Below are 22,968 nucleotides of genomic sequence, written 5' to 3' on the forward strand. Positions count from 1 at the left end.
TTGCTTGGTGTTTTTTTGCTGAACCAAATTTACAAGTTGGAGACCACCTTTTTCTTTTTGGTTGCAGAAATTTCAACTAACTTTGGGGCATCTTCATATTGCTACTTCAATCTACATCTATAATTCCTTTTAATTACTACTTATAGATATATAGATAAGAATCAGTACCCATTTTCAGAGAGTGTTTTCAGTAGTGTATTTAATCATACTGAAATTTTCTTTTCTTGACAAACACACGCGCTTTCGCGAATTTCGCGCATTTTGGGCGTTGTCGCAGGGTATCGGCCATTCGTGTATGCGAGTGTCATGGCCAATCGTCGCGCATATTTGTGCGCTGTGGCAGCCAATATGTTCGCGGGCACCATTGATTCCTTATGATGGATTGAAGGCTTCTACGCGCGCTCTGGGCTGTTTCCCGCGTCGTGGGCATTCTCGTATGCAGGCAGCCAAAAGAGAGCGCTGTGGGCCGCGCTGTGCGGCCGTGGCGGTGCCTGCAAAGTGCTTGCGCCCGGGTGGGCGAGTGGCTAAATTTGCGCAAATTTAGCGGTTAACAAGTTAACGACAGGGTGGGCTCCCGCCCCGTTCGTGTGGGTTAACGCCGTTGTTCCGGCTTCGTCGCGTGCGCTGTGAACCTCTATCTTAACCGTCCGTGCGGTTTATGCCTGCGCGTCGGTTAATCGTCAAAGCCCGCTTGAATGCTTGCAATTGAGCGTTGTCTGTGATGTGTGCTCGGCCTGCCGCCTTGCGTAAAGGTTAATCGGTTAAACTCAAAGTTAATCAAGTCCAGGGGCACCCACCCCCGCCCCAGGCCCCCCGTCAAAAAGGGTTGCTACAACTCGCGACGCTCCGATGGGGGGGCGCGCGCGACTTTGAATCCAACTTTTTGAGATTTTCGGGTGGGTTAACGGGGGCCCGGGTTGCCGAGTGATTTTTTCGTGTTACCAAAATTAACTCTTTAACGGCGTTTTCGGTTAATCTTGGTTTAGAGGTTAACAATGGACTACCAACGCCATCAACATTCCTACCCGGACGAAGAACTTGAAACAGGGGCCCAGTTTGCCAAGCAGATCGGTGTCTCTGGTGCGGCAGTATCGAAGGCGACTACCAAGGGACGGCTTGACACTTTCCGGAATTCGCGTGGCGAAAAGTGCTACCACAAGGTAATTTCGGCGCAGCAGTGGACGCTCAAGAAGGACCGCAGCAAGGTTACTACTCCGACTCGCGGGCAAATGGCCGCCGGTTACGACAACATCGATGCCCAGGCGATGGCGCACGTGCTTGCCAACGAGAATCCGCAGGCACCAAAGCCCGTTTCGGCTCCAGTCCAGGGACTCGATCTAGGGGCCGTGATGCAGGAACGTCAGGAATTCGAAGTTTCGAGAGCCGAAAAAGAGTTCCACAACGCTAGAGTGGCAAAATTCAAGGCCGACGAACTTGAAGGTCGCCTTGTCGACAAGCAGACGGTGTTCCTGAAGGCCTACCAGATTGGAGCCATGATCCAGGAAAAGGTCATGAACATGTACGTGCAGCTTGCTCCGAAGATTGTTGGTCATATCCAGGAGCAGTTAAGCATGTCCGGAATCGAGGCTGAAAAGCTGCGCGTGGCCATGAAGGACTCTAACCACGAAATCGGCGAAATCATCCGTAAGGAATCGATTACGGTGCTCAAGGACTTGAGCGACCGCACTCCGGAGAACTTTTTAGACTGATGTCTGAACAGCTGACAGAACCGACTGCCGTTGCGCAGAAATTCGAAAACACGCTGCCTTATACAGGCAACGTGGATTTCTGCCTTGGCGGGTTGATTCAGGGGCTCACGCCGCCCAAAGATCAGACGATTAGCCAGTGGGCTGCAGAAAACCGACTCTTGGCGGGCGAGGCGTCCGCTTCGAAGGGCAAGTGGACCAATGAGCGCACGCCTTACCTGGTCGAAATCATGGATATGCTCAGCCCGCAGAGTCCATGCAGCGACGTCGCCTTTATGAAAGGCTCACAGGTCGGCGGAACGGAGTGCATGATCAACACTGCGCTCTACTACATGCTGCAGAGCCCGTGCCCGATTGGCCTTTACCAGACCACCGACGACGCGGCCGCAGATTTCGAACGCCAGCGCCTTGCACCGACATTTGCGGCAATGAAGATGGACCAGTATTTCACGGGCGACACTGCCGGCTGCAAGGAGTATCCGGGCGGCATCTTCTTCCTCGGTTCGGGCGGTTCGGCATCGCAGCTGCGCTCAAAGCCCCTGCAGGTGGTACTCTGTGACGAAATCTCGGGTTGGCCGCTGGACTGCAACGGCGAAGGCGACCCGTGCGATCTTGTAAAGAGGCGCACTACGAACTTTCCGCGCCGCAAGCGCTTCTGGAACTCGACGCCGACCATCAAGGGCAAGTGCCGCATTACAAAGAAGTTCGAGGCGGGTGACCAGCGATACTACAACGTGCCGTGCCCGCACTGTGGCGAGTTGCACGTGTGGGAATTCAAGCACCTGGTCTGGGACAAGGACGCGAACGGCAACCACTTGCCATATACTGTGCGCATGAAGTGTCCGCACTGCAATGGCGAATACCAGGAATGGCGAAAGACAGAACTGATGGCGCAGGGGCAGTGGGTGCCCACTAACCCGAATGGAGCTTACCCGAGCTACCATTTGAGCGCGTTCTATAGCCCGCTCGGGTGGTATTCTTGGGAAGAAGCCGTGATTGAATTCCTGGAAGCCAAGGGCGACCCTCAAAAACTTAAGGTATGGACAAACAACGTGGAAGGCCGCGCCTGGGATGAAGAAAACCAGGTCCGCCACGATTTTTCGGAACTCTTCCTGCGTCGCGAGAATTACGGTTGCGAGGTCCCTGACGGTGCGGTGCTCTTGACTGCCGGCGTGGATACGCAGGACGACCGCCTTGAAGTGGAGATTGTCGGCTGGGGCCGTGGGTTAGAAAGCTGGAGCATCGACTATATGATTATTCCGGGAGACCCGGACCAGGATGACGTGTGGAAAACTCTCGATGACATCCTGATTAACTCTAGTTACTCCAAGGCCGATGGCACTCCGCTCTATGTGGCCTCGGCGCTTGTGGACTCGGGTGGCCATAAGACGGTCGCCGTTTACAAGTATTGCGCTAAGCGTGAGTGGCGGCGCATTTACGCGAGCATCGGTGCGCGTGGACCTAATCGTCCGGTTATCAGTCGCCCTGGTTCGACGAAAAAATCCTCTGCAGAGAATGCGAAGTTGATTACCGTGGGCACCGATACCATTAAGGATTGGTTCTTCAACGTTCTTTCTTTCGACAAGCCTGGTCCAGGATATTGTCATTTCCCGCTCAAGGATATTTATGACCAGGAACATTTCAAGCAGCTTGCCGAGTCTGAAGTGAAAAAGTCACACATGAGTCGCGGATTCTTGACACATTCCTACGAAAAAATATATGATAGAAACGAGCCGCTGGACTGTCGCGTGTATGCACGTGCGGCCATCAACCTGGTTGGAATCGATGTGGACAAGCTTGCTGATTCCGGAAAGAGTTATACCAGGAACCCGGCGAAGAAACAGCCTATCCGGAGAGGTTTCGTTGTAAACCAAGGAGTGAAACTATGATGGGTTTCCATGTGACCTGCAATGTCGATAAACTGCTGAAGGGCGTGCGCGACGTGCGCGAAAAACAACTGCCGTATGCCATGAAGGAGGCGGTTAACGCCAATGCGTTCCGGGCTCGCCGAGCTCTCATCAAGGATTATCCGCGTAAGTTTACTATGCGTTCGAAAGGATTGCCAAACCTGATCCGTATCGACAAGGCTGACAAGAAGGTGCCTGCGGCCCGCATTTTCCTGGACAAGTTGTTTATGGCCCGCCAGGAATACGGTGGGGAAAAGGTCGCAAAGCCTGGAAAGGGTGTGGCCGTGCCTCGTCCTGGCGTTACCGAGAAGGGTGGGTTGACGTCAAAGGGCTCTGTCAAACCGGGTTATTACGTTTCGGCATTGCTTGCAGATGCGGAAAAGAGCAAGCGCCGTTCCAGGGTACGAAACGGTCGTAAGTACGGTGAAAACAGGCCGTCGGCACGTAAAAGTTCAAAGTATCATCCGTTCGAGATGGAACGCTCGGATGGCGTGCGTTTTATTGCCCGTCACATCGCTGGGTCCCGGAAGTTGGAATGGTTGTATGCCTTGTACCCGAAGGTGGTTGTGCCGGCAAGATGGGGATGGCAGAAAATCGTAAAGTTCTTTTACGAAAAGTACATCAAGTCTGACTTTGAGGCTGCTTATCGGAAGGCTCTGGAGAGCGCGAAGTAGAGGACGTTGTTTCTGACATTGTTGCTACGCAAAAAGCGGATACAATGTAGACGAAAATCGTAACTATAATTGGCTCTATTCCAGATTCGTGCAGAATGTTTATTCCATCAATTTCAATCTGAGAGCAAAAATGGTGGCCTAGTGCATAAAATCCCCAATAAAGGCAAGCGTAAACTACATGCCTTATAAGTTTTGTTGAGGATTTGTTCTGCTTCTCCATACCCATAATATAACCAAAATTAACCAAAAAGGCAAACAAAAAGTTAATCCAAGTTAAAACAATGGTTAAGCTGTTGACGGCCCAAAATTATTGTGTTACCAAAAACGCCGTTAGCTATTGCATTAAGGCTATTTTGGTGCTATGGCTCAACTATATCCTGTCGAACTCTGTGAAAGCATGGTCGCCAAATCTAGGGCGGCACTCGAAAAGGCTTTGGAGGCCCAGAGTTATTCTATCGGTGGCCGGTCCTTGAACCGCGCGTCGGTAGATAGTTGTCAGAAACAGTTGGACTTGTGGTTGGGGCGTCTCGCCACGGCGAAAGGGTTGCGCCGTGGCAAGGCGTTCTGTGTCGCGTCGATTCCGCATTAGGGTCTATGGCAAAGAATCTTGTAGGTGCTCATGGAATTGCATGGAAAGGGGCTTCGGTCGTAACGGAAGCGCTCCGCGCATTCTATGCGCCGCACGGTTCTGCCGACCGCGATATTGCGGGCGACCTCGATGTTCTGCGTCGCCGCAGCCGTCAGCTCTTCCAGAATAACACGTTCAGCCGTGCGATGATTTCGAGTTTCGACACGAATGTTGTCGGGACCGGAATAAAGGCGCGCCCGAACCTGATGCTGTCCGAAATGCTCGGGCTCACAAGTGAAGAAGCGGAAAAGTGGGCGAACAAGACGAAGGTCCTATTCAACCTCTGGGCGACCGACAAGAAGTGCGATGCCGAAAAGACGAACAACTTTTTCCAGTTGCAGGACCTCGCGCTGAAAACGGCGCTGCTGGGTGGCGACTGCTTCGCGCTTTCTTGCTTCGACAAGAATTTTGCTCCATACGGAATGAACGTCAAGCTGCTCGAAGGCGAACGCGTCCAGAACCCGCTCGGGCAGATGAATTCCGATGCGCTTGCCGAAGGCATCGAGGTCGACAAGAATCACGCTCCGCTGGCTTATTACTTTACGCAGAAGCCCGTATGGAGTTTTGATGACTATACCGATTTTATAGACTCCGTAAGGGTTCCTGCGTTCGATGCGTTTGGCAATCCGAACGTAGTCCACGTCTTTACAGCGGACCGCACGGACCAGCGTCGCGGCGTTCCGCTTCTCGCTCCGGTCATTTGCCAGTTGAAGCAGCAAGAGCGTTACCAGGATGCCGAACTCATGGCGGCTGTAATCAGCGCGTGTTTTACGGCGGTTCTCGAAAACAATATCCCAGACGAGGCCGAAGAACTTTACGGCAACATGCCCGAAGAAGAACGCGTCGACAAGACTGACAGTTACGGCAACGCCATTCCTGGCGGTGCGCACCCGTCGCTCGAAATGAAGCCGGGTGCCGTGTGGTCGCTTGCGCAGGGGCAGAAAATCAGCAGCCTTAATCCGCAGCGTCCGAATGTGAACTACCAGCCGTTTGTCGAGAGCATCTTCGCCGAGGCTGCGGCCTCTTGTGGCGTGAGTTTCGAGGTCGTGCTCCGTAAGTTCAATAACAGTTACAACGCCGTTCGTGCTGCTTTGCTCGAAAGCCAGAAGACTTTCAAGAAAATGTGCATGAACTTTGTGGCGGATTTCTGCAAGCCGATTTACGAGAAGTGGCTTGCAAACGCAGTGCTCCTGGGAATTATTGATGCTCCGGGTTTCTTTGACGATCCGATCAAGAGAAAACTTTGGAGCCAGTGCCTTTGGGTTGGCGATGCCGCCTTCTTGCTTGACCCGCAGAAGGAAACTGCCGCCATCAAGATGCAGATTGACGAGCAGTTGATTTCGAGAGACACGGCTTGCGCCATGATCAACGGCGGCGACTACAGGACGGTTGCCGAAGGCCATGCGAACGAACTTGCACTACGCAAGGAACTCGGTATCGGTGAACCTGGTTCTGTATCCAAGACAGAGAATTTCAGCGTGACGAGCGACGACCCTGAACAGTCCGCTCTGCAGTAGGTAGAAAATGAAGAAGAGTATGTTGAACAGAATCTTGAGCACTCGTCTTGCTATCCGCAAGGAAGATGCCGATGTCGTCGCGTCCACGAACCTGAAGGTCGTGGATGACGAAGGGCACTGGAAGGGTGCTACGAAGCCCGATGGCGAACTCGACCTGGTGAACAATATCACCCGTCGCGATGACGGCATTGCGGTCATTCACGTGGACGGTGCGCTGTCTTACCGTAGCAACTGGCTTTCTTATTACTTCGATGAGGATACCTACAACAGCATCGAGGCAGCTTTCGAGGAATGCCTTGCCGACGAATCGGTGAAGGGAATTCTCTTCGATATCAACAGCCCCGGCGGCGAAGTGAGCGGGTGTTCTGACCTTTCCGACAAGATTTTCAATGCGCGTGGCTCGAAGCCCTACGGCATTGTCGCCCGCACCGGCGGGATGATGTGTTCTGCCGCATACTGGCTCGGTTCCAGTTGCGAAAAGGTGTTTACGGCGAGCAACGGGACGCTTGGTTCTATTGGCGTCCTTTGCGCGTTCACGAATTTCAGCAAGTCCATCGTCGAGACGACCGTGGTTGTCTCTGATTTGAGCCCGAACAAGGCCCCGGACCCGGGCGACCCGGAAGGACTGAAACTGATTAAGGAAGAATTGAACTCTCTTGCCGAAGTTTTCATCGACGCCGTTGCCCGTAACCGTGGCACGACTGCTGAAGATGTGAAGAAGAACTTTGGCCAGGGAGGCGTGTTTATTGGCGACAAGGCTGTCGCAGCAAAACTTGCGGACGGCGTTATGTCCCTTGATGACGTCTGTGAAGAAATGAAACGACAAGGGATCAGTAATGGAGGTGCCTTTATGGCAACTAACGTTAAAGGAGCCGAGGCTGCAAAGCCCGAGGCTGTGGATATGGAAGCCGTCAAGGCCAAGGCTGTCGCCGATTACAAGGCCCGTGTCGCTTCCATCGAAGATGTCTTTGCTGGTCTCGAAATTACCGGCGAAGAAAAGGCGGGATTCGTCGATGGCGAAAAGACTGTCGCCGAAGCGACCACTTTCGCTCTCGCGAAGGCCAAGGAAAAAATCAAGGCCCAGGCCGAAGACCTTGTGAAGGCTCGTGCCGAACTTGACGAAGCCAAGAAAAAGCCTGCCGGAGCAAGCGAAAGGGAGCGCGCTATCGAAGCGCTTGAAAAGAGCAATGCTGCGCAGAACTCTGTTCACGGCGGTTCCGATGTGACGGCTTCCGACGAAACCAAGAAGCATTCCGAATGGGCTGCTGAAGTAAGCAACGAATTTTTCAAAAAGGGGTAAGACATGTCTGAACTCAAATTCGACAATGATATCGCTGGTGAATTCCCGATCCAGCGCGAAACTGTAAAAATCGGGAAGAACCAGAACCTCAAGCGCGGAACCATCCTTGTCGAACACATTGAGAGCGATGGTGCAAAGGCAAAGTATTCCTTCGCCCTGTCTGCTTACACTGCCGCCGCCGACAAGACCGTGACTCTCGCGATCGGCTCTGCAAGTTACGTCGCCAACGTTGGTTCCAGCGATACTACTATCGCCGCCGTGCTTGGCAAGGTCGTGACCGCTGCAGCCGCAGACACGAAGTTCACCGTGACTGCCGACACTACGAACGGCAAGTTGGTTCTCGAAGCCAAGGCTGTTGGTACCGATTCCACCACCATCACGCTCGAAACGACTGCGACCCTCACCATCGGCAATAAGTCCGAAGATGTCAAGGGTGCAGACGCCGTCGAAGGTGGCTTCTTCCCGATTGCCGACGCAACCGAGGAACCTGTCGGCTACCTTCTCAAGGACATCAAGACCGCTGCTGATGAAGCGGGCTATGCCGATATGGCACGCACCGGCTGCTTTGCCGATGCCGCCGCCATCATCGACGAAAACATCGATGCAAAAACCGTCAAGGACAAGCTTGCCGCACGTTGCCTTTTCTTCAAGGGCGTGGCCGCTGTCAAGGAATAACCAAAAGGAGTGTAAACAATGCCTGAAGCAATTACTCTCGAAGATCGCCACGAGCTCACGAAGCTCCTTGGCGAAAATTTCAAACCCTCGCAGTTCTTCCGCAAGATGTGCGCGACGGACCTGCACAAGACCAAGAATCTCATCCTCCAGCAGGAAAAGCAGACGCGCCTTATCGCTCCGTATGTCTCCGATGACGACGAAGATGGCAAGGTGATTGGCCGCGACGGCTACGAACGCCTTGTCGTGACTGTGCCGACGCTGCACCCGAAGCGCAACCTGACTCGCCGCGATGTCGAAGTCGCTGCAAACGCCGAAATGGTGTTCACCTACGACAACGGCGGTTCTTCTGCCGAGAAGATCCAGTTCCAGAAGCTGATGAAGGATGCTCTTGACCTTCGCCAGTCCATCGAACGCCGCGAAGAGCAGCAGATTATCGAAGCCATGACTACCGGCAAGGTGGAAGTGATTTTCGATGCTGGCAAGCGCACTATCAACTTGAACATCCCTGCAGGCAACTTGACCGCTGCCGCTGCCGGTGACAAGTTTGATGCCGAAAACTCCAACCCGATTACCTACCTCCTTGCGCAGAAGCGTCTTCTCGCCAAGAACGGTGGCGGTCGCGGTTTCCTTTGTGTCATGGGCTCCGATGCCTATGAAGCCTTCATTCAGAACAAGGCCGTGAAGGAATACATGGACAATCGCCGCATGAACTTCGGCGAAATCGAACCGGGCGAGATGGACACCGACTACGTGACTCGCATGGCTCACATCCTCGGCATGGACATCGTCACCTATGACGATTTCTTCTACTCCGAATCGGAGAAGAAGGATATCGAGATGTATCCGAAGGACAAGATCACCCTTATCGGTGCCGGCGCTGGCTTCAAAATGCACTACGGTGCAATCGCCGATGGTACCGACGGCTCGCTGAACGTGTGCCAGGCCTACGCCTACACCTGGATCAAGGACGGCAAGTCCAAGATTATCGAGGAAGAATCCTGCCCGCTGTTCGTCCCGAACGTCGGTGGCGGCATCATTTCCCGTAAGGTGGTGTAAGAGGTTGTCGTGAGCTTTAAGTCGCAAATGGTGGATGACTTGCAGACGGTCTTCCTGAATACGGATGACTTCGGCGAGACTGTTACGCTTGAGCGTAACGGTTCCACCTATGCGATGAAGGGGCTCTATGACGAACTCCCGCTGAATGGCGAGGGGTTGGGTGGAAACGTCGATGCGATTTCGCACAATCCCCGCCTTTTTGTTTCTGCCTCCGATTTGCCTGGAGGTGCGCCCCGTAAAGGCGATGTGTTTGTATTGAGTGCGAACGAATTTCATTCTGAACGCAGAATCGTGGCTAAGGATTTCGAGTTTCCCAAAGATGGTGTTGTTGTCTATTACCTGAAGGACCGTGCATGAGTTTGACTCTTTCGACAATCAAGGAATTGCGCCATGCAGTCGTAAATGCTCTTGTTGCTGCCAATATCGAAGGCATTGGCGAGAATGTGTACGAAGCCAGGCGCGAGAACCTTTGGCCTGAAGAAGGCCTTGTTGCGGTCGTCTACACGGACTCCATCAGGTTCGAGGACAAGCGAACCAGCCCGAAAGAGTATGTTGTGTCTGTTAACGTTGTGGTAGATGTGATTTGCCAGAGCGAAGGCGATAATGTCAACGATACTCTTGACGATGCTTCCGTCGCGGTAATTACGGCTTTGCAGCCGCCAATGCCTGCAGGCGGTTTCTTTGGCGGGCTTACGAAACGCTTTGTCGTGACGGGTGTCGAGAACAACCTTTCTGAGCAGGGTGAAATGAGCCGAGGCTTGCAGCGGATAACGTTCGAGACGATGTTCGGCGTCCCGCTGCCTGTCGGTGGCCCTGTAAATGATTTCTTGCGTGCAAAGACTACTATCCGGGCTGGTGATAGCGAAGACTTGAAACAGGAATTTGTAACCAATGTGAGGCCGAGTAATGCCTAGAAAAATTTTCTTGAAGCCCGCTGAAGGGGTTACGGTGTTTTTGCCGACCCGTGGGCGCAATATTTTCCCGGAAGGAGAAATGGTCGTGGTTGACTCCTTCGTGGAACGCTGTATGTCCGAGGGGGCGCTTGTTGCGGTTTCTGAAGGCAGGCAGCAGTCGAAAATGAATACCGCGAAAACAAACAGCAAGGAGGAACGGTAATGACTATCCCGTTCAATGAAATCCCGGCGGGCAACCTTGTTCCGATTTTTGCCGTGGAAATCAACAACGAACGTGCATCGAAACCTGGCCCGATGCCGTGGAAAAACCTTTTGATCGGCCAGGCGGTCGGGGCGATTGACGGAAGCACTCCGGATGCCGAAAAGAAGTGGCGTCCTAGTGCCGACAATACCGGCAAGCTCGTTCGCATTATGGAAGGCGACCAGGCTGACTCCTTGTTTGGCAGGGGTTCGCAGATTGCCCTCATGGCGAAGAACTTCCTCAAGAATGCTCCCTACATGGAACTTTACTGCCTTGCGCTTGCAGATGCTCCTGCAGGTTCCGGACAGTCCGCAGATGCCGGCAAGGCGACTAAGACTCTCACGTTTGCTGGGCCTGCCACTGAAAGCGGTTCTCTTAACCTCAATATCGCCGGTCAGGCGGTTACCGTTACAGTGATTGACACCGACAATGCTGCCACTATCGCTGGCAACGTGAAGGCGAAGATTGATTCCCTGGTCGACTTGCCTGTGGTTGCAACTGTTGCGTCCAACGTGGTCACGCTTACCGCGAAAAACAAGGGTGCTGCCGGAAATGACCTTGCGGTTTTCCTGAATTTGAACGAGGGCGAAAAGACTCCGGCTGGCGTTTCGATTAGCGAATTTGCGAGCACCGATGTCATTAAACTCGCGGATGGTTCGGGCGATACCGAATTCACTGCAGAGAATGTCGGCAACCTTATCGAAGGCACCTGGTTCAACGCAATTGCAATCAACCAGGGCGACAACACCAACACTGGCAACGTGGCCTACATCAAGGAAAAGCTCGATGAACGCTGGACTGCCATGAAGCAGCAGACGGGCGTCCTGTTCTACTGCGTTGGTGGCGACATGACCGCCGAAATCACTGCGGGCAATGCCCGTAATTCCCATGTACTCTGCCTGCCTGGCCTCCCGGATTCCCCGACTGCTCCGTGCAATATTGCGGCTGCCGTGATGGGTGCCTGCGCCGCGTCCGCTCTTAATGACCCGGCCTTGCCTCTCTCGAATGTCGCGGTGAAGGGCGTTGTTGCTCCCAAGCGTGCCAAGCGCCTTGGCGTAACCAGCCGCAACGCTATCCTTGAGGCTGGCGTTGCTGCACTGTTCGTCGGCGACGACGGCACGGTTTACTTGAACAGGACGGTGACAACCTACAAGTACAAGGCAAACGGCGCGAGTGACATCAGTTATCGCCAGCTCGAAACGGTGTTAACGCTGTCCTTCCTTCGTTGGGATTGGAACAACTATCTGTCCGGAAAGTATCCGCGAGCGAAACTTGCGGCCGACGGTGACGAATTTGGTCCGGGCCAGATCGTGATGACCCCGAAGAAGGGTATGTCCGAATTGCTCACCCGTTACCAGGATTGGATGAAGATGGGCCTTGTTCAGAACTTCGACCTGTTCAAGCAGAATGTCGTTGTTGAACTCGACCCGAACGACCCGAACGCGCTGCTGTTCCTCGCTCCCGCTAACCTGATTAAACAGTTCTTTATCAGCAAGACCCTCTTGCAGTTCGAATAAGGAGGTTGTGAAATGTCTCAGTTTGATGACGTTGGCGGCATCTACACGATGTATGTCGACAAACTTGAATTCCTGCTCAAGGGCGACCCTGAGTTCGATATCGGTGGCACCAAGCGCACGGTAATTCGCGGCGCTGGTGACGGCAAGATCCACGGCAACAAGGTCGAGAAGGTCAACAGCCGTATTTCCGGAACCACTACGAACACCTCCGAGTTGGATATCGAGGCTCTTCGCGAAACGAAGGACGCCACGATTACGCTCTACTGCCCGAACGGCAAGGTGGTCAGTTTCCCGCACTGCTCGTTCACTGGCGACCCGACTGTAAGCGGAGCCGAAGGCGAAGTTTCGTTCGAGTTCCAGGGCGACAAGGCAACCGAAATCATGTCTTGATGATGCCTTAGCTCCTGGGCGTGGGGAGCAATCCCCGCGTCCTTGGGCTTCCGCATTTTTTTAACAAACAACAAAAGGAGCTAAAAATGCAATACAAATTCAAGAAGCCGTTCAAGTTCGGTAATGAAACTATCGAAACCGTCGAACTCAAGGAAGAGTTCAATACCGGCGACATGATCCGCATTACGAATGCGGAAGGAACCGGCGATAAAATGGGGGCTATGCTTGTTGCTGCGACCGGATGGCCGCTGCCTAAAGTTGCTCAGATTTCCATTCCTGATTCTATCGCTATTAGCAAAATTGTTACGCCTTTTTTCGGGTTTGGCGAAGCGGAATCCTTGGAGACGTAGTGATGCTTGGGTTGAAGTTCGGTATGCAGCCTTCTGAAATGAATCGGATGACTGCTTCCGAACTTTCTTTTTGGGCTAAGAATGCTAGAAGAATTGTAGATGCGGAACGGAGACTTTAAGTATGGCTAATAAAACTGGAATAGAAACAGTTATTTCTGTAACGGATGGCTTTTCGAAAGAATTTCTTTTGTTTGAAAAGCGTGTTAACCATGCATTACAGCCTATCAAAAAACTTGAATATTCGTTTAAAAGATTCGACCGTGTCAGCGGTTTTAAAGCGCTTCGCAAAAGTTTAACGGATTTAAAAGATCATTCTTCTTCTATTTTCCATTCAATAACAAGTATCGGTACTGGTGTTGGTATTATTGCCGGTGCGACTGGACTACTTGTTTCTAAAATTAATAAAGTTGCATTGATGGGCGATGATTTGGCGAAAACGTCTAAACGCCTTGGAATGTCTGTTGAAAGTTTGCAAAAATTTGAATATGTTGCGGAACTAGCTGGCGTTCCTGTTGAAAATATGCAAAAAAATATGCAACGGCTTTCTCTGACTGCATTGCGTGCTGCTGGAGGGGTTAAGAAAGAATCCGAAGCGTTTAAAGCTTTGCATATCAAGGTTAAAAATATTGACGGAACAGTTAAGTCTTCAGAACAACTTCTTGTTGATTTGAGTTCAAAATTTGTTGGGACTAGTCTGACTGCTACAGAAAAACTTTATGCGGCGGTTGAAATTTTTGGAAAAGAAGGTGGCCGAATGGTCAATCTTCTAGAACAAGGCCCTGACGCTATAAAAGCGCAGATGAAACAGGTTGAGAAGTATGGGATAATGACTAAAGAACAGGCGGAGGCTTCCGAGCGGTATAACGACTCGTTGACCGCTATGCACTGGGCTTTCCGTGGAATGGCTGTTGAAATCGGAACGCATGTTATCCCGGTATTAACGGAAGCCGTTGAAAAGATTACGGAAGTGTTTTCTAAAAATAAGGAAAAATATGTAAAGTCGTTCATGAAGATTGTTGAAAAGCTGCCCGAGTTGGTGGACGTTTTTCTTGATCGGCTTCCAGGATTACTTCGTGGGATAGCTGGATTTTTATCTGTAATAGAAAAGATTGTGGATTGGTTTGGTATTGTGAAAACGTTGGGAGCGCTTGTGATTGGGTCGGTTTTTGTACCTTTGGCGTCGGCGTTTGTGGCATTGACAAAGATTGGAGCTGTTTTAGTTCGTGGCTTGTTTGTTGTTGTTATGCATATTGGAAAGATTCTTGTGGGCGCTGCTAAAAAGGCATTGATGTTTTTACCGAAACTTAAATTGAGTTTTTTGGGTATTGGTGGTGCTGCCAAAGGTGTTATTCCGGTGTTAAAACGTTTTGGAACTGCTCTCAAGGCGTCGTTTGGGCCTCTTGGATGGGGGCTATTGATTGTCGAGGAATTGTGGCCGCTCGTTAAAAAGATTGCTGATCGATGGGATGAGATGAGCTTTACCAGTTTTGATGGTATTGTTAAATCGTTTGGAATTTTAAGGGATATTACGGTTGAATGGTTGGATTCTTTAGGGCCTGTTGGTGATATTATTAAAGGTATTGGTAAATTTGGTAATAAAATTTTTGGAGGGAAGGTTGATTTTAGCGGTATTCCCGAAGATCCTATTGCGAAAGCGATGGATGAAATTCCGCCTCCTGAGAGTGTTGAAAAATCCGAACTTTTCCAATCAATTACTAGTACAAAGACAATCAACAAAAATACGAACCAGATTATGGAGATTCGTATAAAAGACCCGCATAAAGTTGCCGAGGTTAGGAAAATAGGGTTTAGTGACCCTTCTATGTACGGAAATTCGATGATGCCAGCGTTTTAGTCGATAAAATGCTTGCTTTTTTGTCTAAAAAGGAATATTTTATAGATATGAAAATCTTTTTGGCACTATTTGCGTTGGCTATAATTATTATGGCTTCTTTGTGTGCGTATGTGTTTTTAGATACGTTCATGGTCGCCGTAGTTTTTTTGCCTTTGGGTTTGGCGTTGTCCGCCCAGGTTTTGTCGACATTGTTCTATGTCGGTATTTTTCATTGCAAAGACTGCTAAAATTTCCTGTTACCAAACATCCCTTTGTAATAGCCAAATATCGTATGTTTAAATGGAATAGTTAGACAGGCGGTCCGCTTTGGCTTATATCGATACACTCCAGAAAGTGACCATACCGGTGCGCGGCGAGCCCGTTGAATGTATTGCGGGTTCATTCAAGGGCGTGCCGTTTTTCTTCGAATCGACCGAGTTTTCGGGCGGTGGGCGCAACGTCCAGACCAACAGCATCCCGTTTTCAAATGACCATGTGAACGAGGACACGGGCATCAATGTCCCGAAGTATTCGTTTAACATTTACTTTGTAGGCGAGGACGCCGAAAACCAGAAAAACGATTTCCTGCGCGTCTGTAACGAGGAAGGGCCTGGTGAACTCATTCATCCGTATTTCGGTGTATTCAAGGCCCGTGTCAACTCCCCGATCAATCTTTCTTACGGAGACTACCAGGAATACATTTCCGGTTCCGTGACATTTGTTCCGGAAAATGATTTCGAACTTCGTAATATGGAGGTTTCGCTTTCTGGCAAGACTCGACAGAAAGCGGTGGATCTTCGGCAATCTGTGGCTGACAAGACGTCGAAAAGCTTCAAGGCTAAAGGAAAAAGCAAGTCTATTCTTGACAAGGCTGTCGAAATGTCTTACAAGGCTGTTGACGCGGTTTATTCTTGCAGAAAATCGGTCCAAAAGGCGGCTGAGTTTGTAAGACAGGTTGGCAGTATTAAGTCTAATATTGAGGTCCTCCTGATGTCGCCAGGTGATTTTGTTGCTCGCGTGCAGAACCTTATAACGATGTCGGGCGAAATTCTTGGAATAGATGTCAGTCCGAAGGATAATGTATCCAACGGTATTGCGTTGATGGGTTTTACTCTAGCGTCGACAGAGGCATTTGAAATCCAGACTGTTGAAAATAGAACTGCGTTGGTGTCGCTTGTCAGGATGACTGGTGCATCGATGGTGGCTGAAAATGTGGTTGATTGTGAATTTTTGAACGTCGATGAAGCTAAACGTTATCAAGATGACGTGCATGACGCTTTTGAAGCGATGCTTGCCGATGCGGATGATGTTGATCTCTATTTGCAGGCCCAAGCGCTTGAAGCCGTTGCGCTGAAGTATCTTCGCGACAATCTGAGCAATATCCCGTATGAAGTGGAAATCGAGCTGCCTGCGACCAATAATCTGCTTTCTTTAGTCTATGGAGTGCATGGTAACCTAGATGATGTTGAGTCTGTACTTGAGCGTAATGGTTATCGGGACCCGCTTTTTGTGAAGCCGTCGGATAGGATGATGGTTCTTTGCGATGATTAAAGTGCTAAAAAATGGAGTGCTTGTGCGTGGTTGGGAGTCCGTTAGTGTCGGCCTATCTCTTTCAACGTTGTGCAACGGTTTTTCTCTTTCTCAGTTTGTGGCCGACGATTTTGATTCACCTGTTTTGTTTCCAGGCGATGCTGTCCGGATTGAATGTGATAAAGAGCTTCTTTTGGACGGCTATGTTGATGAACTTAGTTCGTCTTTTTCTCCAGGAAGTCATTCAATAAATATTTCTGGCCGTGAAAAAACTTGTGATATGGTGGATTGTTCGCTTAAGGATTTTGGAAAATCTTGGAAAAATAGAACTGTGTCGCAAATTGTAGGCGAAGTGTGTTCTGCGTTTAAAATACTTTTTGACGCGAATGGTGTGAAAGACAATGGAAAAATAGTGAAATTTTGTCCGGACCCTGGGTGTACTGGTGCCGATATTGTGTCTGATGTTTGTCGGCAGAAAGATGTGGTCTGTTTTTCGGACGGTTTGGGCTCCGTCAAGTTTGTCAATGATTCTAAATTCGAATTTGTGGAAGATTTCATTCGCCAGGGAGTCAATGTCCTTTCGGCTGATGTGACATTCAATAATTCCGAACGTTTTTCCGACTATGTGGTTTTGTGCTCCAGCGACCCGAAGACTAAGCACCGTGGAGAATCTAAAGATGGCGAAATCGGCCGTTCCAGGTGTCTTGTGTTGGTTGATGAGGGTTATGGCAACGCTGATTCTGCTGAACAACGTGCGTCATTTGAAGTCTTGAGCCGTTCTGCAAAATCGACGACGTTAAACGTGACTCTTGCTGGCTGGAAAAGGAATGACGGAAAGATTTGGAAGCCTGGCGTACTTGTTGATTGTCTTATTCCGGCGTTTTTTGGGCAGTGGGTTCAGACGATGCTTGTGAATGAGGTTGAGCTTTCGTATGATTCTACCGGGACTTTCGCACATTTACAGCTTGTTCGTAGGGATTATTATACTCAACCTCCGGCAAGAAAGGCGAAAAAGAGTAAGGCAGACCCTTGGGCAAGTATCCGGGCAAAAACTATGGCTTCGGAGGCAAAAAAATGATGGAGCGCCTCCTAAATCCAATCAAGGCGAGAATACGCCTTATGGTTGGCAAGTGCCTTATTACGGCCTGCGGTGGCAATACGGTCGATTTATCCCTGCTTGCTGGCGAAACACGTGACGAGGTGGATTTCTACCAGCAATACGGTTTCACGAGCAGGCCGGTTGGGAAGGTTGGCGGCGTGGCCTTGTTCATCGGCGGTTCCCGCGACAACGGCGTGGTCGTCGCGAGCCGTGGCGAAGACAAAAAGATGGCTATCGATTTGGAGTCAGGCGAGGTGGCCCTGCATACCTCTTTCGGGTCGAGCATCGTGCTTAAAAAGGACGGCTCCGTGCTTGTAAAGCCCAAAAACGGCAAGGTGATGCGCGTCGAGGGCGACGTGAATGTGGTCGGCAATGTGTGGGCGACAAAGGATTTTGCCGCGCTGTGCGTCGATGCCGGCGGCACTATGACCGATGGACTGATGCACCTTACCAAGCACACGCACCCGTCCGCCGTAGGCCCGACTGCACCCACGACCGGGCCGTAAAATTTGTTGTTACCAAAAAAGCCTTTAGCCTTGACGAAAAGTTTAATATATGGGCATGGGCGACCTTAAGCTACAGTGTCGAAATGACGGCTATTATGACCTAGCTTTTGAAAATGGTGATTTGCAATTGGGCAAGTCGCTTGAAAGCGCTGTACTTGTATCTGTCGGTTCGCTTGGCCGTGGTGCCGCTAAATCTTTCAAAAAAGAGCTTCAGGACGATGGATGGTGGGGAGAGCCGACTATTGAAGGTGATGTGTGGGGCTGTTTGGTCCATACGCTTTCGAAAGAGCCCAATCAGCAAAATCGGCAGCTGCTGGCAGTACAATATGTAAAGGATTCTTTGCGTTGGCTTGTCGACGATGGCGTAGCTGGTTCTGTTGACGCTGAAGCTGAATTTAAAGGAGAATATCTCTGTATTTCAGTCGTTATCAAGAATGGTGGCGAGCGTGAAGATTTTAGATACGAAATTTTGTGGAATGAGGTTGCGTGATGGCGTTCTCTACACCGTCTTTAAATGATTTTGTGCGAACCGCTGAAAATGGTCTTGCGTCGGCGTTTTATGGCGAAGGGTCTGTTTTAAGAAAGGGCGTTCTCAAGGTTCTTGCTCGTGTATTTGCCGGCGTGGCCTTCATGCTTGTGCTTCTGCTTCGGTCTATGTGGAGGAATTTGTTCCTCACGTCTTCGGATGTGGAAGGGTTGGTCAATGCTGGTACTGATTTCAGCCTTCCCAATAAGCCGGAGAGTTATGCGAGGGGCAAAGTGATTGTTAAGGCTGATTCTGCGTCTACGACAATTCCGCAAGGGACTGTTCTAACGACTGAAGATGGGGTAGAGTTTGAGGCTGTGTCTGATACGGTGCTTGCTGGTGGGAGTGAGGGAACTCCTGTCAGTTTTCTTGCAGTTGGATCTGGTGAAAGTGGAAATATTCCGGAAGGAACGGTTCTTGAATTTCGTGATGGGTCGCCGGATGGTGTGGATTCTGAACCTGTTGTTGGTGATGGGGGGTTCTTTGGAGGGATGTCTTACGAAGTAGTCGTGAATGGTGGCGTTGAACGATGGGGGGAAACTGTCGAGAACTATCGTTCGCGTCTTTTGGAATATCGAAGGAATCAACCGTGTGGGGGGTGTGTCAGCGATTATAAGTCGTGGGCGGAACGTTTTGCAGGCGTGTCACGGTGTATTGTAAATCAGAACTATCCTCATGCCGGCGGTGTTCGATGTGTGCTTTGTCATTTTGACGATCAGCTTGTCGGTGAGTCTGTTGAAGTTGGCGAGGCAGTTGTCCAGGATGTCGAGGATTACGTTACTTCTGATGAACGTCGCCCGGTTACGGCCGCTGTGACGGTCGTGTCGTGCAAGGATAAAGAGCTTGATTTTGCGATATGTATTGAACCGAATAATAACAATGTTCGCGCTTCCGTCCGTTCTGCACTAAAGAACGTACTTCGTTCTTACTCGCCCGGAGATACGGTCCGGACGGAAGCGCTTTCTGTGAAGCTTTTGGAATCTTCCAATGCAGAAAAGTTGGCCGTGTTTGCGATATCTGGTGGTCAGTATGCTGTTTTGGATATGGATGACGCTGAAATGCCTATTATCGGTGAAATAGATTGGAGAGATTACAATGCCTGATTTCCTTGTCAGAAACTATGCTGGCAAGAAAGTGGCCAAAGGAGGCTCCGTATTTGTTTACGGCGCGGGATTTACGCATTCGATAAAGGCATGGTTTGGCGAAACTCAAGCTGTGGTGTTCGATTGTGATGACGGCTATATGGAAATTGTGGCTGGCGAAAGTGCCGGTTCGTTTACGCTGAAGATTGGGGAATCTTTAAACGACAGTGTCGATGTAGGAGTGGTTTATGTTCTTGCGGATGTGGCGGAACTTCCTGTTACAGGAAAAATCAGACATACTGTTGACGAACTTTGCGTGGCGTTGCTTGGGTTGCTTCCAAGAGGAATATCATGGTATAAGGGGAGTGACGGTGTTTTCTATCGGCTGATGAAGGGATTTGCTTATTCCGTTCTCGAAATTTATAATCTGGTCGGTTTTTTTGTAAAAGAATCGTCTCCAACGCATACGGAATCCTTTTCTGAATGGGAAGATGAATTGCAGCTTCCTGAAAAAGGTGTTGTCTATTCTGGAACGGCGGCTGATATAGCGGCGAAACGCAGGTCCGAAATATACCGTAAATCGTGCAAGAAGGGCGGATGTTCTATCTCGTTTTTTAAGTCTATTACGGCGTTGTTTGGTATTAACGCGAATATATATGAGTATTGGCTTAATCCCTCTGAATTCAGCCAGATTACTGATGACGAAGACCAAAAGCGTTTTTACTGGATGATAAGGTCTAATTCTGGAATGAGCGGCGTTATTGATTTGCGCTGTGGTAATGAAAAAGGGGAGCGCCAGGACGAAGAATTTGTGTGCGGAAATGCCCGCAGTGGAATGCGTTTGAGATCGTGGGGGAATCCTGATTTCTATGCGATGATTGAAAAGTTGAAACCGGCGCACACGAAATGTTTGTACGCCTATTCACAAGGAGCCTGATATGCTTAGGACGAATGGTGAAGATCATGTAAATCACATGTTTTCTGACGGTGTCCCGGAACAAGGGAAGTTTGCTACGGTTATTAACGCCGAATGGTTGAATGCCGTCCAGGAAGAAATTGCCCAGTTTATCGAACAGGCTGGGATTACTCTTGATGGAAGCCATCCGCACCAGCTTTATGATGCTTTGCTGGCAATCTTTATGGCCGGGATTGAAGTGGGCGGAAGCGGAATCAACATTTCTGGAATTGACGGAACGACGAATATCACGAATGGAGGAATCCGATTCCAGGGAAGCCACCTCGATGTGGAACTTACTGCGACGGGGCTTTGCATTAACGGTGTTAATGTAAAAGAAGTCACTGTTCAGGGCGTATTGACTCTCAATATCGATGAAACGCTCGAGCTCGTAAAAAATCTAATCGTAAACGGGTCTACGACTTTCCGGAATAACGTAACAGTTGCCGAAGGCAAAAAATTGATTGGCGATACGGAAGGATTCCATAACGGCAATGTCTCCGGTAATTTGACGGGAAATACAAATGGGATACATTACGGTAATGTCCGTGCTGATAATATCTATTCTTTGACCAATGGCGGCTCTATCGGAATCAACGCTCCGGTGGTCTTTAGCAAGAAGGCCCATTTTCAGGACGGTATTGCTAGCGAATATGTAAGTATTAATGTAGCCCATGGCTATTCGTCTATTTTGGTGGATGATCCCTTGTATACTTCGATGACTGATGGAATGCATGTGTATTGCCTTAATGTATCTGGCAGTGTCAGTGGTGTTGCGGTATCGTCGGATAAATACTTTATTATGAGAGCTGGGACGGGTGTTGAACTTGTAAAGCGTGGCAGCGTATGGTATCCGTTGTCTCCTGAATCGGCGCTTTCTGTTCGATAGGTTTTGTTAGAGGTGCCGGGTGTCCTACGAATCCATCCTTGAAGAATTGACGAAAGGTCTCCAGGCTGCTGGCCTGGAGAATTTCAGCGTCGCCAGTTCTGACGAGGCGATGGTTAATATTGCCAAGCCGATTGCGAAAGCAATTCATGATGGTTCCGATTTTGAAATCAAGGGATCCGCCACGGTCGCCGAAATTGGCGCGATGCAGGATGTGCAGCCTGGTGACATCTGGGCCATGAAAGATAGCGGTACGGTATTCAATTCTGATGGAACTACGCTCATTGTGACGGCTGGCGACCTTATCCGCTGGGATGGTCGAAAATGGTCGACTTTGCTGCACATCGATCTGACTGGCTACGTGAAGGATGAAGACCTTGCGTCTTCGATTGCGGTGGTTACAGCGTCGATAGCTGCAGTGCAGGCGTCCGTTACCGCGCATGCATCCCGGACGGACAATCCCCATCAGGTCACGGCAGCACAAGTGGGTGCTGCTACCCCAAATGATTTACTCCGCATGAGGTATGCGGCAACGAACACCCTGCGATTCTATCGTGGGGTACTGGCAAGTTAAACAGGAGTTGAACTATGGCTCAACACGATTTATCCAAGATTGTAGACGACAACGGCGACGAGTACCTTATCAAGGCGAAGGGCCTTGAAGACCAAGTGCAGATTTCGCTCACGGGCGACGTGAGCGGATCAGCGACAACCGACTTCACGTCCAACCCTTCAATCTCCACGACCATCGGCTCCAAGAAGGTCACGACCTCCAAGATTGACGATTCTGCCGTCACGACAGCCAAAATCAACGACAAGGCCGTGACGCTGGACAAGATTGCCGATGCCGCGAAGGGCGGCGCAGTCTCCGACAACGATGGCGTGCTTGCGACGCATAGCGCCGTCAAGAGCTACGTCGACGCACAGATTTCGGGTCAGGGCCATTACCTCGGCAAGCAGACCGTCGCGACCATCAACACATGGACCGCCGACAACCTCAACAACGGCGACCGAGTCATCGCAAGCGACTCGGGAACAGTCACCCTCGGCAACATCGCAGTGCGTGCGGGCGAAGACCTGATTTTCTGGAAGACGGGGACTGGGCAGACGCAGACCGCCATTTGGCAAAGCATGGACGGGGAGTTCAAGCTCAAGCAGACCGCCAAGAGCGACCCGACCGCAAGCGGCACGACGCTGACCGCCATCGCTACCATCTCGCAGGACGCAAACGGCGAAATCACCGCCACCAAGAAAACAATCCAGTCCGCTACCACGTCACAGCAGGGCGTCGTCCAGCTCGCAGGTAGCATCGGGTCCACGGTATCGTCCGAGAACAACAAGGCGGCCTCCGAGAAGGCCGTACGTGATGCCATCAATGCGCTGGACGTGTCAAACATTACAGCGAACCTCGGTGCAAGCAAGACGCTCTCCGCGTTGAGCGAGACGGACGGCAAGATTTCCGCTACGGCCACCTCTATTCAGATTGCTGAATCGCAGGTGACGAACCTCACTACTGACTTGGGCAACAAGGCCAACAAGGTCGCGAGCGCCACGTCCGGGAACTTTGCAGGGCTGGACGCGGAAGATGCCCCAAAGTTAGTTGAAATTTCTGCAACCAAAAAGAAAAAGGTGGTCTCCAACTTGTAAATTTGGTTCAGCAAAAAAACACCAAGCA

The 22,968-nt window shown here is 50.6% G+C and carries 24 protein-coding genes; all 24 read left to right on the plus strand.

What is annotated here, in order from left to right:
* Positions 1-995: 995 nt before the first annotated feature.
* The 24 genes from BUB55_RS12190 (at position 996) to BUB55_RS12315 (ending at position 22,940) form a co-directional block, all read left to right on the plus strand.
* On the plus strand, positions 996-1,709 hold the full coding sequence (locus BUB55_RS12190) for a hypothetical protein (RefSeq protein ID WP_073191880.1): 714 nt from the start codon (positions 996-998) through the stop codon (positions 1,707-1,709).
* Positions 1,709-3,595 carry a phage terminase large subunit family protein gene (locus BUB55_RS12195; RefSeq protein WP_083597015.1) on the plus strand — a complete coding sequence of 629 codons (1,887 nt, stop codon included), beginning with the start codon at positions 1,709-1,711 and terminating at the stop codon, positions 3,593-3,595. The genes BUB55_RS12190 and BUB55_RS12195 overlap by 1 nt, the downstream gene beginning before the upstream one ends.
* On the plus strand, positions 3,592-4,287 hold the full coding sequence (locus BUB55_RS12200; RefSeq protein ID WP_073191882.1) for a hypothetical protein: 696 nt from the start codon (positions 3,592-3,594) through the stop codon (positions 4,285-4,287). The genes BUB55_RS12195 and BUB55_RS12200 overlap by 4 nt, the downstream gene beginning before the upstream one ends.
* Positions 4,288-4,648: 361 nt before the next feature.
* The gene (locus BUB55_RS12205; RefSeq protein ID WP_143153055.1) at positions 4,649-4,876 is read left to right on the plus strand and encodes a hypothetical protein; all 228 of its coding nucleotides are present in this window, start codon (positions 4,649-4,651) and stop codon (positions 4,874-4,876) included.
* Positions 4,877-4,881: 5 nt separating this feature from the next.
* Positions 4,882-6,432 (plus strand): phage portal protein, encoded by a 1,551-nt coding sequence (locus BUB55_RS12210; protein WP_073191887.1) that lies wholly within the window; start codon positions 4,882-4,884, stop codon positions 6,430-6,432.
* A 7-nt stretch (positions 6,433-6,439) separates the two neighbouring features.
* A complete protein-coding gene (locus tag BUB55_RS12215) occupies positions 6,440-7,732 on the plus strand; it encodes a S49 family peptidase (RefSeq protein ID WP_073191889.1) in 1,293 nt (430 codons plus the stop codon).
* Between the two features lie 3 nt (positions 7,733-7,735).
* Positions 7,736-8,407: a hypothetical protein gene (locus tag BUB55_RS12220; RefSeq protein ID WP_073191891.1), complete on the plus strand. Its 672-nt coding sequence runs from the start codon at positions 7,736-7,738 to the stop codon at positions 8,405-8,407.
* An 18-nt stretch (positions 8,408-8,425) separates the two neighbouring features.
* Positions 8,426-9,463 carry a major capsid protein gene (locus BUB55_RS12225; RefSeq protein WP_073191893.1) on the plus strand — a complete coding sequence of 346 codons (1,038 nt, stop codon included), beginning with the start codon at positions 8,426-8,428 and terminating at the stop codon, positions 9,461-9,463.
* Positions 9,464-9,472: 9 nt separating this feature from the next.
* Positions 9,473-9,820, plus strand: coding sequence for a head-tail joining protein (locus tag BUB55_RS12230; protein ID WP_143153056.1), 348 nt, complete (start codon positions 9,473-9,475; stop codon positions 9,818-9,820).
* A complete protein-coding gene (locus BUB55_RS12235) occupies positions 9,817-10,377 on the plus strand; it encodes a hypothetical protein (RefSeq protein ID WP_073191896.1) in 561 nt (186 codons plus the stop codon). The genes BUB55_RS12230 and BUB55_RS12235 overlap by 4 nt, the downstream gene beginning before the upstream one ends.
* On the plus strand, positions 10,370-10,579 hold the full coding sequence (locus BUB55_RS12240; RefSeq protein ID WP_143153057.1) for a DUF2635 domain-containing protein: 210 nt from the start codon (positions 10,370-10,372) through the stop codon (positions 10,577-10,579). The genes BUB55_RS12235 and BUB55_RS12240 overlap by 8 nt, the downstream gene beginning before the upstream one ends.
* Complete coding sequence (locus tag BUB55_RS12245) at positions 10,579-12,135, plus strand: phage tail sheath C-terminal domain-containing protein (RefSeq protein WP_073191898.1); 1,557 nt, start codon at positions 10,579-10,581, stop codon at positions 12,133-12,135. Before BUB55_RS12240 ends, BUB55_RS12245 begins: the two co-directional genes overlap by 1 nt.
* A gap of 12 nt (positions 12,136-12,147) precedes the next feature.
* Positions 12,148-12,525, plus strand: a complete 378-nt coding sequence (locus BUB55_RS12250) for a phage tail tube protein (RefSeq protein ID WP_073191900.1) — start codon at positions 12,148-12,150, stop codon at positions 12,523-12,525.
* An 86-nt stretch (positions 12,526-12,611) separates the two neighbouring features.
* Positions 12,612-12,875 carry a phage tail assembly protein gene (locus BUB55_RS12255; protein ID WP_073191902.1) on the plus strand — a complete coding sequence of 88 codons (264 nt, stop codon included), beginning with the start codon at positions 12,612-12,614 and terminating at the stop codon, positions 12,873-12,875.
* A gap of 121 nt (positions 12,876-12,996) precedes the next feature.
* On the plus strand, positions 12,997-14,730 hold the full coding sequence (locus BUB55_RS12260; RefSeq protein ID WP_073191904.1) for a phage tail tape measure protein: 1,734 nt from the start codon (positions 12,997-12,999) through the stop codon (positions 14,728-14,730).
* A gap of 306 nt (positions 14,731-15,036) precedes the next feature.
* A complete protein-coding gene (locus tag BUB55_RS12270; RefSeq protein ID WP_073191908.1) occupies positions 15,037-16,260 on the plus strand; it encodes a DNA circularization N-terminal domain-containing protein in 1,224 nt (407 codons plus the stop codon).
* Positions 16,253-17,317: a phage baseplate assembly protein gene (locus BUB55_RS12280; protein ID WP_143153059.1), complete on the plus strand. Its 1,065-nt coding sequence runs from the start codon at positions 16,253-16,255 to the stop codon at positions 17,315-17,317. The genes BUB55_RS12270 and BUB55_RS12280 overlap by 8 nt, the downstream gene beginning before the upstream one ends.
* Complete coding sequence (locus tag BUB55_RS12285; RefSeq protein WP_073191914.1) at positions 17,314-17,844, plus strand: phage baseplate assembly protein domain-containing protein; 531 nt, start codon at positions 17,314-17,316, stop codon at positions 17,842-17,844. Before BUB55_RS12280 ends, BUB55_RS12285 begins: the two co-directional genes overlap by 4 nt.
* A 55-nt stretch (positions 17,845-17,899) precedes the next feature.
* Positions 17,900-18,334, plus strand: a complete 435-nt coding sequence (locus BUB55_RS12290; protein WP_159431988.1) for a phage GP46 family protein — start codon at positions 17,900-17,902, stop codon at positions 18,332-18,334.
* Positions 18,334-19,473, plus strand: a complete 1,140-nt coding sequence (locus tag BUB55_RS12295) for a baseplate J/gp47 family protein (RefSeq protein ID WP_073191918.1) — start codon at positions 18,334-18,336, stop codon at positions 19,471-19,473. The genes BUB55_RS12290 and BUB55_RS12295 overlap by 1 nt, the downstream gene beginning before the upstream one ends.
* Positions 19,466-20,389: a putative phage tail protein gene (locus BUB55_RS12300; RefSeq protein WP_073191920.1), complete on the plus strand. Its 924-nt coding sequence runs from the start codon at positions 19,466-19,468 to the stop codon at positions 20,387-20,389. The genes BUB55_RS12295 and BUB55_RS12300 overlap by 8 nt, the downstream gene beginning before the upstream one ends.
* Before the next feature lies 1 nt (position 20,390).
* Complete coding sequence (locus BUB55_RS12305) at positions 20,391-21,296, plus strand: hypothetical protein (protein WP_073191922.1); 906 nt, start codon at positions 20,391-20,393, stop codon at positions 21,294-21,296.
* Positions 21,297-21,315: 19 nt separating this feature from the next.
* Positions 21,316-21,867 carry a hypothetical protein gene (locus BUB55_RS12310; protein WP_143153060.1) on the plus strand — a complete coding sequence of 184 codons (552 nt, stop codon included), beginning with the start codon at positions 21,316-21,318 and terminating at the stop codon, positions 21,865-21,867.
* Positions 21,868-21,881: 14 nt separating this feature from the next.
* Positions 21,882-22,940 carry a hypothetical protein gene (locus BUB55_RS12315; RefSeq protein WP_073191926.1) on the plus strand — a complete coding sequence of 353 codons (1,059 nt, stop codon included), beginning with the start codon at positions 21,882-21,884 and terminating at the stop codon, positions 22,938-22,940.
* Positions 22,941-22,968 lie beyond the last annotated feature (28 nt).

This window comes from Fibrobacter sp. UWP2, assembly GCF_900141705.1.
Taxonomy (GTDB): domain Bacteria; phylum Fibrobacterota; class Fibrobacteria; order Fibrobacterales; family Fibrobacteraceae; genus Fibrobacter.

Excerpts from the sequence above, each read along its gene's own strand:
- BUB55_RS12190 (WP_073191880.1), top strand. The coding sequence starts at position 996 with ATGGACTACCAACGCCATCAACATTCCTACCCGGACGAAGAACTTGAA.
- BUB55_RS12195 (WP_083597015.1), top strand. The coding sequence starts at position 1,709 with ATGTCTGAACAGCTGACAGAACCGACTGCCGTTGCGCAGAAATTCGAA.
- BUB55_RS12200 (WP_073191882.1), top strand. The coding sequence starts at position 3,592 with ATGATGGGTTTCCATGTGACCTGCAATGTCGATAAACTGCTGAAGGGC.
- BUB55_RS12205 (WP_143153055.1), top strand. The coding sequence starts at position 4,649 with ATGGCTCAACTATATCCTGTCGAACTCTGTGAAAGCATGGTCGCCAAA.
- BUB55_RS12210 (WP_073191887.1), top strand. The coding sequence starts at position 4,882 with ATGGCAAAGAATCTTGTAGGTGCTCATGGAATTGCATGGAAAGGGGCT.
- BUB55_RS12215 (WP_073191889.1), top strand. The coding sequence starts at position 6,440 with ATGAAGAAGAGTATGTTGAACAGAATCTTGAGCACTCGTCTTGCTATC.
- BUB55_RS12220 (WP_073191891.1), top strand. The coding sequence starts at position 7,736 with ATGTCTGAACTCAAATTCGACAATGATATCGCTGGTGAATTCCCGATC.
- BUB55_RS12225 (WP_073191893.1), top strand. The coding sequence starts at position 8,426 with ATGCCTGAAGCAATTACTCTCGAAGATCGCCACGAGCTCACGAAGCTC.
- BUB55_RS12235 (WP_073191896.1), top strand. The coding sequence starts at position 9,817 with ATGAGTTTGACTCTTTCGACAATCAAGGAATTGCGCCATGCAGTCGTA.
- BUB55_RS12240 (WP_143153057.1), top strand. The coding sequence starts at position 10,370 with ATGCCTAGAAAAATTTTCTTGAAGCCCGCTGAAGGGGTTACGGTGTTT.
- BUB55_RS12245 (WP_073191898.1), top strand. The coding sequence starts at position 10,579 with ATGACTATCCCGTTCAATGAAATCCCGGCGGGCAACCTTGTTCCGATT.
- BUB55_RS12250 (WP_073191900.1), top strand. The coding sequence starts at position 12,148 with ATGTCTCAGTTTGATGACGTTGGCGGCATCTACACGATGTATGTCGAC.
- BUB55_RS12255 (WP_073191902.1), top strand. The coding sequence starts at position 12,612 with ATGCAATACAAATTCAAGAAGCCGTTCAAGTTCGGTAATGAAACTATC.
- BUB55_RS12260 (WP_073191904.1), top strand. The coding sequence starts at position 12,997 with ATGGCTAATAAAACTGGAATAGAAACAGTTATTTCTGTAACGGATGGC.
- BUB55_RS12280 (WP_143153059.1), top strand. The coding sequence starts at position 16,253 with ATGATTAAAGTGCTAAAAAATGGAGTGCTTGTGCGTGGTTGGGAGTCC.
- BUB55_RS12285 (WP_073191914.1), top strand. The coding sequence starts at position 17,314 with ATGATGGAGCGCCTCCTAAATCCAATCAAGGCGAGAATACGCCTTATG.
- BUB55_RS12290 (WP_159431988.1), top strand. The coding sequence starts at position 17,900 with ATGGGCGACCTTAAGCTACAGTGTCGAAATGACGGCTATTATGACCTA.
- BUB55_RS12295 (WP_073191918.1), top strand. The coding sequence starts at position 18,334 with ATGGCGTTCTCTACACCGTCTTTAAATGATTTTGTGCGAACCGCTGAA.
- BUB55_RS12300 (WP_073191920.1), top strand. The coding sequence starts at position 19,466 with ATGCCTGATTTCCTTGTCAGAAACTATGCTGGCAAGAAAGTGGCCAAA.
- BUB55_RS12305 (WP_073191922.1), top strand. The coding sequence starts at position 20,391 with ATGCTTAGGACGAATGGTGAAGATCATGTAAATCACATGTTTTCTGAC.
- BUB55_RS12315 (WP_073191926.1), top strand. The coding sequence starts at position 21,882 with ATGGCTCAACACGATTTATCCAAGATTGTAGACGACAACGGCGACGAG.